Genomic DNA, 15,805 nt, shown 5'->3' with positions numbered 1-15,805 from the left:
CTATCGCCGGCAGGCATCCGCCAGGGGCACCTATGCCGGCCCTAACTGCCGGCTTACCTACCGATCGACTGCCCGGTCTGCCGGCGATAGTCGCGCAGCACCTGGTCCATCACCCAGCTGGTGCGCGCGCCGCTTTCGGCGGTGGAGGGGCAGGCGCCGGCCTGTCCGGTCAGCTCGGCCACGAGGGTCTCGATCAGCGGTTGCTGGATATGCCGTGGGTTCTCCACGTGATGCTCCTGCGCGCCGTCGGCGTTCTCCACGCGGATCGGACCGTCGCCGAAGGTGGCGAACGCGATGCTGCCGCGGTCGCCGGTCACCTCGATCTGGTCGTGATGCTTGTAGCTGTCGAAGTTCCACAGCCCGGTACCCAGCATGCCATTGCTGAAGGCGAACGACATGGCCACGGTGTCTTCCGCGCCGTAGGCCCCGAGCTGGTTGCTCGCATGGCCGCTGGCCGAGACGATGGGGCCGAACAGCCAGTCGAGGATGTCCAGCGTGTGGCAGCCGATATCCATGAAGATGCCGCCGCCGGAAATTTCCGGCCGCACATGCCAGGGCAGGTTGCCCGCATCGTGATAGCGCGGATGGTGCGGCTCGTGCAGCACCGTGTTGACGATGCGTGGCGTGCCGATCGCCTGCTGGCCGAAGATCAGTTCGCGCACCTTGCGGAAGCGCGGCAGCGCTCGGCGGTAATACGCCACGAATACCGGCACGTTGGCTTCGCGGCCGGCGCGGATGATCGCCGCGCACTCGGCATGGTCCAACGCCATCGGCTTTTCCACATACACCGGCTTGCCCGCCGCGATGCTCATCAGCGCGTACTGCTTGTGCGTCGACGGCGGCGTGGCCACATATATCGCGTTGACCTCGGGATCGGCGATCAGCTTGGCCGCGTCGTCGTACCAGCGGGGCACGCCGTGGCGCTGCGCATAGTCGCGCGCCTTGTCGCCGTCGCGCCGCATCACCGCCACCAGGGCGGAGTCGGGCGTTTTGCTGAAACCCGGACCGCTCTTCACTTCGGTGACGTTGCCGCAACCGATGATGCCCCAGCGTATGGCTGCCGTCGTCATGTGGTCTTGAACTCCTTGCTGAGGAATTGCTGGTGGTAGGCGTGGAACACGTTCACTTCCGGATAGCGGGCGCGCTCCACCAGATGCGCGCGCAAGGCTTCGCGCACGCAGGGCTGCAGCGACGAGAGATAGTCCAGCGTGTACTCGGTGTGGTCGAGCACGCCGAAATGCAGCGTGGGCGCATGTTCGGTGGAGTGGAAGCCCAGGTGGATGGTGATGCGGCGGCGTTGCAGCACGCCGCCATAGCCGCGATGCACGGCGTAGTTGTTGTAGAACACCGCCTCGCCCGGCTGCACCACGATCTGCCGGCCTTCGCGCAGCTCGGGCGCGTCCACCGGCGCCATCTTCTCGGTGTTGCCGAAGATCGCGCGCTCCTGTGCATTGAGCTGGCGGTGATGGCTGCCCGGCACGATCCACAGGCAACCGTCCTCGGTCAGCGGCAGGTTCATCTGCACGTAGTTGTAGTGATAGTCCTCACTGAACCAGTGCGGGTCCACTTGCTCGTCGGGCACCTGCAACACGTCGCGATGCCAGCCCTGCCGGTAGTCGACGCCGGCCTCGCCGTAGAACAGCGAGGCGCCGTCGATCACGATGCCGTCGCCAAGCAGGTCGCGGCACACGGCGAGGATGTCGTCGTTGCAAATGATGTCCTGGATGCCGCGGATGGCCTTGCCCGGCTGCAGGAACTGCAGGTTGCTCATGCGCCGCGCGTCACTGCGCTCACGGCGCGACGCGTCCACCGCCGCCACGTAATGCGCCACGCTGGCGTCGTCGAGAATCCGGCGGATCAGGTAGCCCTGCTCGCGGAACACGGCGCGCTCGGCCTCCGTCAATACGGTCGTGGGCATCGGCGGCGACGGGGTCATGCCTGCTCCTGGTGGCAGCGGTGCAAAAGAGCGCTGCGCTCAGGTCTCGGGGCGCAGCAGCAGGCGCATATCATCACCGATCACGCGACGGTCGATGGTGCGCAGTTTCCAGCGTGCCGCCATCTCCGCCAGCGGCGGAAGATGCAGCAACGGCCGCGCCGTATCGCCCAGCAGCAGCGGTGCGACATAGATCAGCAGCTCATCCACCAAGCCGGCGGCGAGCAACGCGCCACCCAGCGTCGGGCCAGCCTCCACATGCACTTCACTGTGATGGCGACGCGCCAGCTCGGCCAAGGCGGCGGCGAGATCGATGGCGCCGCCCTGCGTCGCCACCGCCGCCAGCTCGGCCGCCTGAAAGCGGGGATCGCTCGGCTGCGACCGGGTATCGTGCAGCACCAGCGTCGGCGCGGTGCCATCCAGCACATGGCTGTCCGGGGGCGTGCGCAGGCGGCTGTCCAACAGCACCCGCCAGGGCGGCGTGAAAGCCTCGCCCGCGGGCAGGCGCACGGTCAGCCGGGGATTGTCCGCCAGCACCGTGCCCGAACCGGTAAGAATGGCCGAGCTGCGCGCACGCCAGCGCTGCACGTCGGCGCGTGCCACTTCACCGGTGATCCACTTCGATTCGCCGTCGGCCAGCGCGGTGCGGCCATCCAGGCTCATCGCCAGCTTTAAGCGCACCCACGGCCGACCGCGCTCGATGCGGCTGAAGAAACCGATATTGAGTTCGCGCGCCGGCTCGCGCAGCAACCCCGTCTGCACCGTGATGCCCGCGTCGCGCAGCTTGCCGATGCCGCGGCCGGCGACTTGCGGAAACGGGTCCTCGGCGGCGATCACCACGCGCGCCACGCCGGCGGCAATCAGCGCATCCGCGCAAGGCGGCGTGCGGCCATGATGGGCGCAGGGTTCCAGCGTGACGTAAGCGGTCGCGCCGCGCGCCCACTCCCCCGCGTCGCGCAGCGCGAATACTTCGGCATGCGGTTCGCCGGCGCGCGGGTGGAAACCGGTGCCCACTACCTGCTCGCCATGGGCGATCACGCAGCCGACGCGCGGGTTGGGATGCGTGGTGAACAAACCGCGTTCGGCCAGGCGCAAGGCGTGCGCCATATGGGTGTGGTCGACGGCGGTGAAGGCGTGGGTCATGACTCGGCTCTGGCTTCCTCGCCCTCCGAGGGAGAGGGCCAAGTTGAAGGAACGGGTGCTCGCGGGAGGCTATCAAAAGAGCGGACGTTGACGCAGCGTCAGCGCAAGACTAGTCCCTTACCCTGCCATCCCTTGAGCCCATCGTCGTCATTCCCGCGAAAGCGGGAATGACGAGCAAGGAGTGCCCTGGCTGAGATTCAACGCCAATCAGGCCCCAACGGGCGAGGGAAAAGCACAGCGTCAGGACTTCTTGCGCCGCGCCACGCTCTCGCCCAGCAGCGACAACTGCAGCGCTTCCAGTTCCGGCAGGTCGCGCTCCAGCTTCTCGATTTCCTCGCGGAACGCCTGCACGTCCTCGAACTTGCGGTACACCGAGGCAAAGCGCACGTAGGCCACCTGGTCGAGCTTCTTCAGCTCGCGCATCACCAGCTCGCCCACCTGGCGCGAGGGCACCTCGCGCTCGCCGCAGCGGCGCAGGTCGTTGATGATCTCGCGCACGGCGCTGTCCACCGAATGCGTGGGCACGGGGCGCTTCTGCAGCGCGCGCTCGAAACTCACGCGCAGCTTGTGCTCGTCGAACGGCTCGCGCCGCTCGCCGCTCTTGACGATGGTCGGCAGCTTGAGCTCGGCGGTCTCGAAGGTGTTGAAGCGCTCGCCGCACTTGGGGCACTCGCGGCGACGGCGCACGGTGGCACCGTCCTCGGCGAGGCGCGAATCGATCACGCGGGTGTCTTCGTGCTGGCAGAACGGGCAATGCATGGGTCAGTGGCCCGTATGCGGCAGCGGAAAACGAGGGGCGATGCCTGGGCTCATGTTCCGCTTCCTGTCCGCGCTTTCCCGGCGCTCAGCCGTACACCGGGAACTTGCGGCACTGCGCGGTGACCTTGTCGCGCACCGTGGCAATCACCGCTTCGTCGCCCGGCGCATCCAGCACGTCGCAGATCCAGTGGGTCAGCTCGACCGCATCCGCTTCCTGGTAGCCGCGGGTGGTGATGGCCGGCGTGCCTACGCGCAGGCCGGAGGTGACGAAGGGCTTGCGCGGATCGTTCGGCACGGCATTCTTGTTGACCGTGATGTGCGCCTTGCCCAGCGCTTCTTCCGCGTCCTTGCCGGTGACGTCGCGGCCGATCAGGTCCACCAGCATCAGATGGTTCTCGGTGCCGCCGGAGACGATCTTGTAGCCGCGCTCGATAAAGGTCTTGGCCATCGCCTTGGCGTTCTTCACCACCTGCTGCTGGTAGGTCGTGAACGACGGCTCCAGCGCTTCCTTGAAGGCCACCGCCTTGGCGGCGATCACGTGCATCAGCGGACCACCCTGGATGCCCGGGAACACGATCGACTGCAGCTTCTTCTCGATCTCTTCGCCGGCGTCCTTGGCCACGATGATGCCGCCGCGCGGACCGCGCAGGGTCTTGTGGGTGGTGGAGGTGACCACGTGCGCGTGCGGCAACGGGTTGGGGTACACGCCCGCGGCGACCAGGCCGGCCACGTGCGCCATGTCCACGAACAGGTAGGCGCCGACCTTGTCGGCGATGGCGCGGAAGCGGGCCCAGTCCATCACCTGCGAATAGGCGCTGAAGCCGGCCACGACCATCTTGGGCTTGTGCTCGATGGCCAGGCGCTCGACCTCGTCGTAGTCGACCAGGCCGTGCTCGTTCACGCCGTACTGGATGGCGTTGAACAGCTTGCCGGAGACGTTGACCTTGGCGCCGTGGGTAAGGTGGCCGCCGTGGGCCAGGCTCATGCCCAGGATGGTGTCGCCCGGATTGAGCAGCGCCAGGTACACCGCCTGGTTGGCCTGCGAGCCCGAATGCGGTTGCACGTTGGCATAGGTGGCGCCGAACAGCTGCTTGAGGCGGTCGATGGCCAGGCGCTCGGCGATGTCCACGTATTCGCAGCCGCCGTAATAGCGCTTGCCCGGGTAGCCCTCGGCGTACTTGTTGGTCAGCACGCTGCCCTGCGCTTCCATCACGCGCGGGCTGGCGTAGTTCTCCGAAGCGATCAGCTCGACGTGGTCTTCCTGGCGACGCGCTTCGTCGGCCATCGCCTGGGCCAGCTCGTTGTCGTAGCCGGCGATCGTCTCATGCTTCGGGAACATCCTGACCTCGTGGGGGTGGCAAGCGGGGGTTCGAACGCGAAAGTGTAGCCGTGATGTGCTATGGCGGCCACCTTCGGGCTCTTGCAGGTGCATTTCGTACATCGTACCGTACATCGCACGCCACCCAATCCAAGGATCGACCGATGCCGTCTGAACCCTTGCGCACCCAGCCCCGCCGGCTGCGCTGGCCGGCCCCTGCCCGGCTCCTGCCCGCCGTGGCTCGCAAGCAGGTGCACGCGCAGATCGACGCCGATGCGCCGGTCTTCTTCCGCAAGGCCCTCAATGTGGCGCGACCCTGATGCCCAAGGCCCTCAGCACGCAGGAAACCGAGGCCTTCCGCGAGCGCTTGTGCGCCGCGGCGGCCCGGCTGTACGTGGACGAAGGGCCGGGCGCCGTCACCATGCGGCGCCTCGCGGCCGACATCGGCGTGGGCACCATGACGCCCTACCGCTACTTCGAGAACAAGGAAGCCATCATCACGGCGGTGCGCACGCGCGGCATGCACCGCCTGTGCGAAGCGATCGAGGGCGCGCTGGATTCGCCTGGTGACGGTCGCACGCGCAGTCGCGCGGTGCGCGATGCCTACGTCGCGTTTGCGCGGGCGGACACGGCCACTTACCGGTTGATGTTCGAGTATCCCGAAAGCAATCGCGACGACCTGGCCTATCGCGAGGCGCATCAGCGCCTGTGGCACAACATCGCCGCGCACGTGGAGGTGATGATCGCCGAGGGCAAGGTCGACGCCGACCCAGCCATCCTGGGCCACCAGCTCTGGGCGTCGCTGCATGGCGCGGTGATGCTGGAAATCGCCGGCCTGCTGCCCGCGGGCTACGACGCGGCCTCGCTGCATACGCGCACGGTCAGCGCGCTGTTCGATACCGCGCGGCCGGCCTGACCCCGCGCGGCCACGCCCAGCCGGCCATTGAATCCTGCGAGCGCGTCCTCAACGGTGCTTTCTCCCGGAAAAGAGACCCGCCCTGGCACCATCGCAGGCAACCGGGATAGGTTCCATGGCGGAACTCGGCCGGAACGCCCGCCGCCCCCAGGCATCGTCACCGGAGCGTCCCCATAACCCGCTATAATGAGTGGTTTACACCCACTCTGAACGCACCGCCTGCCCTGCCGGCTGGTGCGGTGCACGCCGCTGGAGGCTCCATGAGTTCGCAATTCATCTACACCATGAACGGGGTGAGCAAGATCGTTCCCCCGAAGCGCCAGATCATCAAGGACATCTCGCTGAGCTTCTTCCCCGGCGCCAAGATCGGCCTGCTGGGCCTGAACGGCGCGGGCAAGTCCACGGTGCTGCGCATCATGGCCGGCGTCGACACCGATTTTCAGGGCGAGGCACGCCCGCAGCCGGGCATCAAGGTCGGCTATCTGGCGCAGGAACCGCAGCTCGATCCCGAAAAGACCGTGCGCGAAGCGGTCGAGGAAGGCGTCTCGGTGATCCTCGACGCGCAGAAGCGGCTGGAAGAGGTCTACGCCGCCTATGCCGAGGAAGGCGCCGACTTCGACAAGCTGGCGAAGGAACAGGAGCAGCTGGAAAGCATCCTCGCCGTGAACGACGCCCACGCGCTGGAACGCCAGCTGGAAGTGGCCGCCGACGCGCTGCGCCTGCCGCCGTGGGACGCCAAGATCGGCCCGCTGTCCGGCGGCGAAAAGCGCCGCGTGGCGCTGTGCCGCCTGCTGCTGTCCAAGCCGGACATGCTGCTGCTCGACGAGCCCACCAACCACCTGGACGCCGAGTCGGTGGAGTGGCTGGAGCACTTCCTGCAGGACTACCCGGGCACCGTGGTGGCGGTCACCCATGACCGCTACTTCCTCGACAACGCCGCCGAGTGGATTCTCGAACTCGATCGCGGCCGCGGCATTCCGTGGAAGGGCAACTACACCGAATGGCTCGAACAGAAGAGTGAGCGCCTCGCCCGCGAGGAAGCCGCCGAAAAGGGCCGCCAGAAGGCCCTCGCGCGCGAGCTGGAATGGGTGCGCTCGGCCGCCAAGGGCCGCCAGTCCAAGGGCAAGGCGCGTATCAACCGCTTCGAGGAACTGAACTCGGTCGAGTACCAGAAGCGCAACGAAACCAACGAGCTCTACATTCCGCCGGGCGAACGCCTGGGCCAGGAAGTGATCGAGTTCAAGAACGTGTCCAAGTCGTTCGGTGATCGCCTGCTGATCGACGACCTGAGCTTCAAGGTGCCGCCGGGCGCCATCGTCGGCGTGATCGGCCCCAACGGCGCCGGCAAGTCCACCCTGTTCAAGCTGATCATCGGCCAGGAAAAGCCGGATGCCGGCGAAGTGAAGCTGGGCCACACCGTGCAGCTGGCCTATGTGGACCAGTCGCGCGACAGCCTCGACCCGAACAAGAACGTGTGGCAGGAAATCTCTGACGGTGCCGACATCATCACCATCGGCAAGTACGAGCTGCAGTCGCGCGCGTATATCGGCCGCTTCAACTTCAAGGGCACCGACCAGCAGAAATTGGTCGGCAGCCTGTCCGGCGGCGAACGCGGTCGACTGCACCTGGCCAAGACCCTGATGCAGGGCGGCAACGTGCTGCTGCTCGACGAACCGTCCAACGATCTGGACGTCGAAACCCTGCGTGCGCTGGAAGACGCGATGCTCGAGTTCCCCGGCTGCGCGATGGTGATTTCGCATGACCGCTGGTTCCTCGACCGCATCGCCACGCACATCATCGCGTTCGAAGGCGACTCGCACGTCGAGTTCTTCCCCGGCAACTACAACGAGTACGAAGCGGACAAGAAGCGCCGCCTCGGCGACGAGGCCGCCGGCCCGCATCGCGTGAAGTACAAGAAACTGGCGTAAGCACGTCCCCTCCCCTGCGGGGGAGGGCGCACGCAGGGTGGATGCGGGTTCGGGTGGACGACATGCGTCGCTTCGGCCGAACCCTCATTCCCGCCCTTCTCCCGCGAGAAGGGTTCGATCGAGAAGCACCGGAGAGACCACGATGCACTTCATGCAGTCTTTGCAACAGGCATGGACCCGCAACCAGTCACTGGTCTGCGTCGGCCTCGACCCGGAACCGGCGAAATTTCCCGCCCACCTGCACGACCATGCCGACGCGGTGTTCGCCTTCTGCCGCGCCATTGTCGACGCCACCGCCGACCTGGTCTGCTCGTACAAGCCGCAGATCGCGCACTTCGCCGCGCTGCGCGCGGAGGATGCGCTGGAACGGCTGATCGCGCACATCCACGACCGGCATCCCGGCGTGCCGGTGATCCTCGATGCCAAGCGCGGCGACATCGGCAGCACGGCGCAGCACTACGCCACCGAGGCGTTCGAGCGCTACGGTGCCGACGCGGTCACGCTCAACCCGTATCTGGGCCGCGATTCGATCCAGCCGTTCCTCAATCGCGCCGACAAGGGCGTGATCCTGCTTTGCCACACCTCCAACCCGGGTGCGGCCGACCTGCAGGACCTCACCGTCACCGATGAGGATGGCAACGCGATGCCGCTGTACCAGCACGTGGCGAAAATCATCGCGCGCGACTGGAACGCCAACGGCAATTGCGCGCTGGTCACCGGCGCCACCTGGCCGGAACAGCTCGGCGAAGTGCGCGCACTGGTCGGCGATATGCCGCTACTGGTGCCGGGCATCGGCGCCCAGGGCGGCGATGTGGAGGCGGTCGTGCGCAACGGCCGTACTGCGGATGGCACGGGCCTGTTGATCAGCTCGTCGCGCGCGATCCTCTATGCCGGCAACGGCGGAGATTTCGCCCAGGCCGCACGCGCCGCCACGCTCGAATTGCGCGACGTCATCAACCGCTATCGCTGAGCCAGCCCTTGGGCGATAGCCGCAGCGGGCGCCTGACGCTCTGCGCCAAGCCAGCGCCGCCGCAACCAGCGCTCGGCTGGCGTGGATAGATAACGCTCGATCAGCCAGCCCAGCAGCCAGCACAGCGGCAACGCCGGCAGATACCAGAGAAAACCGAGCGCCACGTCGTGGCCGCTGGCCTTGTAGGCGCGTACCAGCGCAAACACCACGAACATATGGCTGAGATAAATCTCATAGCTCAGCCGTCCCCACGAGCGCAGCCACTCCCAGCCGCGCGAAGGACGGCCGGTGGCATAGTGGCTGGCCAGCACCAGCCAGAGCGCCGATGAGGTCAGCACCAGCATGTAGCCGTTACGCAGCAGGTGCCACAGGCCGCTGCCGTCCAGCATCACCCAGCCCAGCCCCACCGCACCCAGACAGCCCAGCAGGGCGGCGGTGCGCCGCGACGCGGCCGGCCAGCGGGCGGCCATCAAGGCACCCAGCACGCCGGTGGCGATCGCGGCCATACCCGGCAGATAGGCCTTCTCCTGCCAGATTTCATTGGCCACGAGCGCGGCCCGCGTGATCGGCAGCGACAGTGCCAGCAACAACAGCAGGGGCACGAGGATCGACGCGCGACGCGTCAGCAGGCAGGCGATCGGAAAACCGAGGTAGAACACCTCCTCGATCGACAGCGACCACAGCACGTCCCAGTTGCCCGGCAGGTAGCCGGTCATGCCTTCATACCAGTTCAGGTGAAAGCCCAGCGCCGCCACGATCGCGCGCGGCAACGACTGCCCCTCGCGCTGGATCACGTAGTCCTGCACGCCCAGCAGATGCAAGGCACTGAGCGCCGCCACCAGCACCAGCAGGCACGGCGCGATGCGTGAGAAGCGCCGTACGTAGAAGGCGCGCAGGTCGACCTGCGCCAGCGTGCCGTAGCGCTGCAGCGCATTGCTGGCGATCAGGAAACCCGAGATCACGAAGAAGACGAACACCGCCTCGTAGCCGTTGTAGTTCAATGCCCGCAGCAGGCCCATCGGCAACACGTCGGCCAACAGGCTCTTCTTCAGCGGTATGCGCAGGCCGAGGTGGTGCAGCACCACCAGCAGGATGGAGAACCCGCGCAACAGGTCGATGCCGGCGTTGCGGCTTCGCGTCACCGCCATCGATCCGGCCCCTTCCTGGCAGGAAACGACATGCTTGCCCCAGTCAGTGCGCGGCGGCGGGCAAGTCGCGGATCATCTGCTGGGCCAGCCCTTCGTAGTTGTAGTCGAAGTGATGGTCGCCGGTTTTCTCGTAGACCTTGATCCACGCGGGCAGCTTCGGATCGGCGCAGATGGTTTGCGCCTTGTCCTTGATGCCGTAGTAGCACACCACTGGCGGGTGGCCGTTCAAGGCGACCAGCGGCGGCATCGCATCGTAGTGATGCACCGGGTTGATCCACTGGAAGAAGTCCTGGGTGTGGGTCTTCCACCAGCCCTCCTTCATATAGCCTTCCATCTCGATCTCGAAATTCACGTCCGTGCTGGGCGAGAGCATCACGATCTGGGCGATGCGGGCACGCCCTTCCGGGCTGAGCCGGCCCACGATGGAAGGCAGCACGTCGGCGCCGAAGGAGAAACCGATCAGCCAGATACGGCGCTTGTCGCCCTGGGCCACGGTACGCGCGATCAGCGCGTCGAGATCGGCCGCCGAATCGGCCACCGAACGTTCGCGCCAGTAGTACTGCAGCAGGCTGACGCCCACCACCGGAATGCCATGCGAAGCGATGATCTTGCCCAGCGACTGGTCCAGGTCGCGCCAGCCGCCGTCACCGGAATAGAAGACCGCCACCACATCCTCGCGCCCCGCCAGCGGCGTGACGCCAGGCTTGGCCGGCACCCGGATGATCGACTCTTCCATGCTCGCATGGTGCCACGGCTGCCAGGCCAACAGCCCGGCGGCGACAGCCACCACGATCACCAGCACCAGCCACTTCCAAAGTCGTTTCAACGGCGCACCATGCCTGAAAGTCCACCCGAGATAAGGCTCGCCACATTGGCGAATACCAGCGGCAACGCAATGCCGTTGGGCACCGCAAGATAGCGGGGTTCCCACACCGGGTCGAATTTGTCCTTGTACTTGTGCAGGCCGCGGAAGTTGTAGAAGCGCTCGCCGCGGCCGAACAACAGGGCGCCCAGGCGGCTCCACAGCGGCGCGGTGCGCCGGTTCTGCAGGCCCGAGAGCGGCGCCATGCCCAGGTTGAACCAGCGATAGCCCTCCCGCTTGGCCCACATCATGAGTTCCACGAACAGGAAATCCATGATGCCGGAGGTGCTGTCGGGCAGGTGGCGCATCAGGTCCAGCGAGGCTTCCTCCTTGTTGTCGGTGAGGAACAGGTTGGCGAACGCCACCAGTTCCTCGCCCTGCCACACCAGCGCCATCGGCGTGCGTTCCAGGTAGTGCGGGTCGAACGTGCCCAGCGAGAAGCCCTTCTCGCGCACGCGCTTGTCGCGCATCCAGGCGTCGGAGATGTGCTTCAGGCGCGGCAGCAGCGGCGACACCGCCTCGGCCGGCACGATCTCCAGCCGCAGCCCTTCACGGGTGAGCTTGTTGATGGTGTTGCGCAACACTTTCTTGGACTTGCCGTCGAGATTGAAGCTGGCCAGCGGCACGCGCGCCTCCTCGCCGATCTTCAGCAGGTTCATGCCCACTTCGAGGTACAGGTCCAGGTCTTCCGGACGTACCTGGTAGAACAGCGGCCACCCACCCGAGCGCTCGCACAGGTCGCGGAACGTCCACACCAGTTCGCGTCGCGCCTCCTCCGACTCGCCCACCGGGTCGCCCATGGCGACCCAGCTGCGCCCTTCCACGTCGTACATGATGAAGGCCTTGCCTTCCGGGTCGAACAGCAGCGTCTTGTCGCCCATCAGGGCCAGGTGCGCCTGCGCGGAGGAATAGTTCTTGATCAGCGGCAACGCCTTGTCCAGTTCCGCCTCGCTGGGCAGGCGCAGGTCGGGACGCGCGGGGCGGATCAGGTTGGCCAGCGCAAACAGCAGGCCGGCCGCCGTCGCGCCCACCAACGCACGCAGCGCGCGCGGCGCACCGCCGTGATAGAAGCTGAACTCCCACCACAGGTTGTTGCTGTATTCCACGTGCTTGTAGCTGAAGCCGACCAGCCAGCCGGCACAACCCAGCACGGCCACGATGGCGATGATCCAGCCCCACGAAAAGCTCGCGCTGAACAGCGAGGTGCGCCGGTAGAACAACTGGTGGGCCGGCGCCAGCGCCAGCGCCAGCAGCGACAGCAAGGTGGCCTCTTCGTAGTCGATGCCCTTGAGCAGCGACAGCACCGCGCCCAGCACCAGCAGCACCAGGGTGAGCACGTAGGCCGCATCCAGTCGCCGCTGCAGGCCGCGGGCGAGGATCAGCAGCATCATGCCGACCACGCTGGACAGGAAATGGGAGACTTCCAGCACCGCCAGCGGCAGCACATCGCGCAGGATCGCCATGCGCGTGGGCAACGCCGAGGTGGCGCCGGAGAACAGCAGCACCGCACCGGACACCAGGGTCAGGCCGGCGAAGAACGGCGGCAGCAGACCGGTGAACCATGGCGCCAGCAGGGTCTTCTGGCGCAGCCCGCGCGCCTCGCGCCACAGCACCACCAGGGTGGCCGCGAACAGCGGCAGGAAGTAGTAGATCAGGCGATACGCCGCCAGCGCACCGAGGATCGGCGCCTCCAGGCCCTGGTTGCCGGCCGCGCCAAAGCCCGCCAGCATCACCGCCTCGAACACGCCCAGCCCGCCCGGCACATGGCTGACCAGGCCGGCGATCTGCGCCAGCACGAAGATGGCCAGGAAATGCCCGAAGCCGGTATCGACCCCGTCGGGCATCAACAGGTACAGCACATAGGCCGCCAGGCCCCAGTCCACCGCACCCACCAGGATCTGGCGCGCCGCGGTCAGCGTGGACGGCAGGCTTACCCGCCAGCGCCAGATGCGCAATGGACGGCGCAGCAGCCGGTTGCCCATCAGCCACAGCAGCGGAATCAGGGTGAGCAAGATGGCCACCGGCAGGCGCCAGCTGGCCAGCGGCAGCGAGGGCGGCACCGGAACCAGCAACAGGGTCACGCCGGTCAGCGCGGACAGGCCCAGCCAGAAACTGAGCGTGCAGTACAGCACCACCCTGGCCACCTCGGCGGTGGACAGGCCGGCCTGGATATAGAAGCGGTAGCGGATGGAACCGGAGATCAGCAGCGCCATGCCCAGCGCATTGCTGAAGGCATAGCTGATGAACGAGATCAGGCTGACCTGGGGGCCCGGCAGGCGCTTGCCGATATAGGCCAGCCCGAACCAGTCGTACAGGATCATCACGCCATAGCTGCCCGCGGTGAGCAGCACCGCCAGCGCAATACGGTAGTTCTCCAGGCCGTGGACATAGCGGGCCACCTCGCGGTAGCTCACCTCGCTGGCCAGACGGTGCAGCGCCCACAGCGCCAGGCAAAGCATGGCCACCGAAAGCAGCGGACCGGCGAGCCGACGCAGCCTGGCCATCAGACCAGGACGGGCCAGCATGTCTCCGGAAATCGGGGCCTCCGCCCCTGTCTGCTCCACCACGCGTTTACCGCCTCCACATCGACCAGCGCGCAGAACGAAAGCTGCGACCAACTAGGATAGCCGGTCAAGGCGCATTCTGTTCGATCGTGGCATGCCCGGATGACATTTGGTCGCGGCCGCTTCAGGCAGCCGCGACCCTGGGAACTCAAGACTTGGCGTTGAGCCCGTTGGCCATCCTGGCCACCCAGCGGTACAGCACAAAGATGATCGCCGCAAAGGCGATGCCGCCGATCCACTCGGCCGCATTGGCAAATCCCTCGCCAACCAGCGCCAGCGGCGCTTCCGGATTGCTGAAACCCAGCTTGTCGGCGAAGGCTACGATGGCGGCAATCAGCACGCCAACGACGCTCTCGCCCACGATCAGGCCCGAGGCCAGCAGCACGCCGAGCTGCTTCGTGCTCTCGGGCTTGGGGCCACGGTCGGCGCGACGGTCGAAATACCAGCCCACCACCGAACCCACCACCACCATCAGCGTGCTCACCGTGGGCAGGTAGATGCCCAGGCCCACCGCCAGCGGCGGCAGGCGCACGTGCTTGGTGGTTCGCGCCAGGATCTCATCGACCACGATGATGGCCACGCCGATCCAGATGCCCGTGATGATCAGGCTCCAGTCGATATTGTTGGTGATGACACCCTGCGCCAACGCCGAAATCAGGCCCGCCTGGGGTGCCGGCAGCGCATGCGCGCCCGCACCCGGCGCGCCGGCGAAACCATAGGCGTGGTTGAGCAGGTCCAGCACCGGCGGAATCACCGCCGCGCCGGCCACCACGCCGATCACCAGCGCCACCTGCTGGCGCCACGGCGTGGCGTCCACCAGCTGGCCGGTTTTCAGATCCTGCAGATTGTTGTTGGCGATGGCCGCCACGGTGAACACCACCGAGGTGATGAACAGCGCGAACGCCACCAGCGCCTTGCCCGCTTCCGCATCGACGTAGGGCTTGACGAAGGCCACCAGCAACAGCGCCGCGGCGATCACCACCAGGATGCCCACGCCCGACAGCGGGCTGTTGGACGAACCGATCAGCCCGGCCATGTAACCGCACACGGTGGACACGAAGAAGCCCATCAGCACCACGAAGGCCACGCCGCCGATGGCCAGTACGCCAACGTGGGCGCCCAGGCCGCTGATGGTGCCGAAATAGCCAAGCAGCCAGGCGATCGGAACGAAACAGGCCAGCGTGACCAGGCCCACGATGCCGATCGGGATGTCGCGCTCGGTGCGCGGCAGGCTGTCGGCCTTGCCGGCCTTGCGCACGCGCGAGGCGGCCATGGCCGAACTCAGGCCACTGATCACCGGCTTGACCAGCTTGGCCAGCGTCCAGATCGCCGAGACGCCAATGGCACCGGCGCCGACAAAGCGCACCTTGTGGCTCCAGGTGTCCTGGGCCAGCTTCGCCACCGTGCCGGAGGCTTCCGCCAGCAGCGAATAATGCGGCACGCCCCAGCCCCAGCCGATCACCGCGCCGATCAGCATCGCAATGCCCACCGATAGGCCTACCAGGTGGCCAATGGCGAACAGCGCGAACGAAAGATTGAAATCGAAACCGCTTACCGCGCCCTTGTTGCCGACACGGAAGTACTGCACCACGTCGCTGGCGAACACCTGGGTGGCCACCACCACCGCGAACACCGCCGAGACGATCGAGCCCCACAGCACCGCCAGCAGGCCGGCCCTGCCTTCCTCGACGCTGCCGGCATCCGCCTCGTCGCCGGCACCGACCTTGAGCACCTCGGCGCAGGCCAGGCCCTCGGGATACGGCAGGTCCGAGTTGGTCACCAGCGCGCGGCGCAGCGGGATGGAATACATCACGCCCAGGATGCCGCCCAGCGCACACACCGCGAACGAGGTCCAGAACGGAAACCCGGTCCACCAGCCGATCATGATCATGCCGGGCAGCACGAAGATGATCGACGACAGCGTGCCGGCCGCCGAGGCGATCGTCTGCACGACGTTGTTTTCCTGGATGGTCGAGTCCTTGAACCCGCGCAGCAGGGCCATCGAGATCACCGCCGCCGGGATCGAGGTGGCGAAGGTGAGGCCGGCCTTGAGGCCGAAGTAGACGTTGGCCGCGGTGAATATCACCGTGATCACGACGCCGAGGATAAGACCGCGAATGGTCAGCTCTTTGCGCGACTCCGCGCTGGGATGGATGCCGCTCACGAGTGCATACCCGTCATGGTGGTGGTTCCCCTGGGTGATTCATGGATACGAGAGCCCCGCCGGAGGGCGGGCCAGCGCGTAGGGTTGCCACATTTGGGGA

13 protein-coding genes are annotated in these 15,805 nt (G+C 66.7%); 4 read left to right on the top strand and 9 right to left on the bottom strand.

Going from position 1 to position 15,805, the window contains the following annotated elements; genetic code table 11:
* Positions 1–53: 53 nt before the first annotated feature.
* The 5 genes from MJ606_RS16360 to glyA form a co-directional block, all read right to left on the bottom strand.
* Entirely contained in the window at positions 54–1,070 is a 1,017-nt protein-coding gene (locus MJ606_RS16360) for a Gfo/Idh/MocA family oxidoreductase (protein ID WP_243050620.1), read from the bottom strand.
* Positions 1,067–1,936, bottom strand: coding sequence for a phytanoyl-CoA dioxygenase family protein (locus MJ606_RS16355; protein ID WP_243050619.1), 870 nt, complete (start codon positions 1,934–1,936; stop codon positions 1,067–1,069). Before MJ606_RS16355 ends, MJ606_RS16360 begins: the two co-directional genes overlap by 4 nt.
* Positions 1,937–1,975: 39 nt before the next feature.
* Positions 1,976–3,076 (bottom strand): bifunctional diaminohydroxyphosphoribosylaminopyrimidine deaminase/5-amino-6-(5-phosphoribosylamino)uracil reductase RibD, encoded by a 1,101-nt coding sequence (gene ribD, locus MJ606_RS16350; RefSeq protein ID WP_243050618.1) that lies wholly within the window; start codon positions 3,074–3,076, stop codon positions 1,976–1,978.
* Positions 3,077–3,316: 240 nt separating this feature from the next.
* Positions 3,317–3,835 (bottom strand): transcriptional regulator NrdR, encoded by a 519-nt coding sequence (gene nrdR, locus MJ606_RS16345; protein ID WP_243050617.1) that lies wholly within the window; start codon positions 3,833–3,835, stop codon positions 3,317–3,319.
* An 85-nt stretch (positions 3,836–3,920) separates the two neighbouring features.
* Positions 3,921–5,174, bottom strand: a complete 1,254-nt coding sequence (gene glyA, locus MJ606_RS16340; RefSeq protein ID WP_243050616.1) for a serine hydroxymethyltransferase — start codon at positions 5,172–5,174, stop codon at positions 3,921–3,923.
* A gap of 143 nt (positions 5,175–5,317) precedes the next feature.
* Here glyA and MJ606_RS16335 point away from each other — a divergent pair, with 143 nt between their 5' ends.
* From MJ606_RS16335 to pyrF, 4 genes are all read left to right on the top strand, one after another.
* On the top strand, positions 5,318–5,473 hold the full coding sequence (locus MJ606_RS16335; protein WP_243050615.1) for a hypothetical protein: 156 nt from the start codon (positions 5,318–5,320) through the stop codon (positions 5,471–5,473).
* Positions 5,473–6,069: a TetR/AcrR family transcriptional regulator gene (locus MJ606_RS16330; RefSeq protein WP_243050614.1), complete on the top strand. Its 597-nt coding sequence runs from the start codon at positions 5,473–5,475 to the stop codon at positions 6,067–6,069. Before MJ606_RS16335 ends, MJ606_RS16330 begins: the two co-directional genes overlap by 1 nt.
* A 260-nt stretch (positions 6,070–6,329) precedes the next feature.
* Positions 6,330–7,997 (top strand): energy-dependent translational throttle protein EttA, encoded by a 1,668-nt coding sequence (gene ettA, locus MJ606_RS16325; protein ID WP_243050613.1) that lies wholly within the window; start codon positions 6,330–6,332, stop codon positions 7,995–7,997.
* 142 nt (positions 7,998–8,139) lie between these two features.
* Positions 8,140–8,967: an orotidine-5'-phosphate decarboxylase gene (gene pyrF, locus MJ606_RS16320; RefSeq protein ID WP_243050612.1), complete on the top strand. Its 828-nt coding sequence runs from the start codon at positions 8,140–8,142 to the stop codon at positions 8,965–8,967.
* On the opposite strand, the gene MJ606_RS16315 is transcribed toward pyrF, so the two are convergent.
* The 4 genes from MJ606_RS16315 to MJ606_RS16300 all read right to left on the bottom strand — a co-directional run bounded on the left by MJ606_RS16315 (position 8,958) and on the right by MJ606_RS16300 (position 15,705).
* The gene (locus tag MJ606_RS16315; protein ID WP_243050611.1) at positions 8,958–10,115 is read right to left on the bottom strand and encodes an acyltransferase; all 1,158 of its coding nucleotides are present in this window, start codon (positions 10,113–10,115) and stop codon (positions 8,958–8,960) included. The two genes, pyrF and MJ606_RS16315, sit on opposite strands and share 10 nt — an antisense overlap.
* Positions 10,116–10,158: 43 nt before the next feature.
* Positions 10,159–10,941: an AcvB/VirJ family lysyl-phosphatidylglycerol hydrolase gene (locus tag MJ606_RS16310; protein WP_243050610.1), complete on the bottom strand. Its 783-nt coding sequence runs from the start codon at positions 10,939–10,941 to the stop codon at positions 10,159–10,161.
* On the bottom strand, positions 10,938–13,502 hold the full coding sequence (mprF, locus tag MJ606_RS16305) for a bifunctional lysylphosphatidylglycerol flippase/synthetase MprF (protein ID WP_243050609.1): 2,565 nt from the start codon (positions 13,500–13,502) through the stop codon (positions 10,938–10,940). Before mprF ends, MJ606_RS16310 begins: the two co-directional genes overlap by 4 nt.
* A gap of 187 nt (positions 13,503–13,689) precedes the next feature.
* A complete protein-coding gene (locus MJ606_RS16300; protein ID WP_243050608.1) occupies positions 13,690–15,705 on the bottom strand; it encodes an oligopeptide transporter, OPT family in 2,016 nt (671 codons plus the stop codon).
* Positions 15,706–15,805 lie beyond the last annotated feature (100 nt).

The sequence above is a fragment of the Dyella sp. RRB7 genome (genome assembly GCF_022761115.1).
Classification (GTDB): Bacteria; Pseudomonadota; Gammaproteobacteria; order Xanthomonadales; family Rhodanobacteraceae; genus Dyella.
This window is presented reverse-complemented; position numbering and strand designations above follow the sequence as displayed.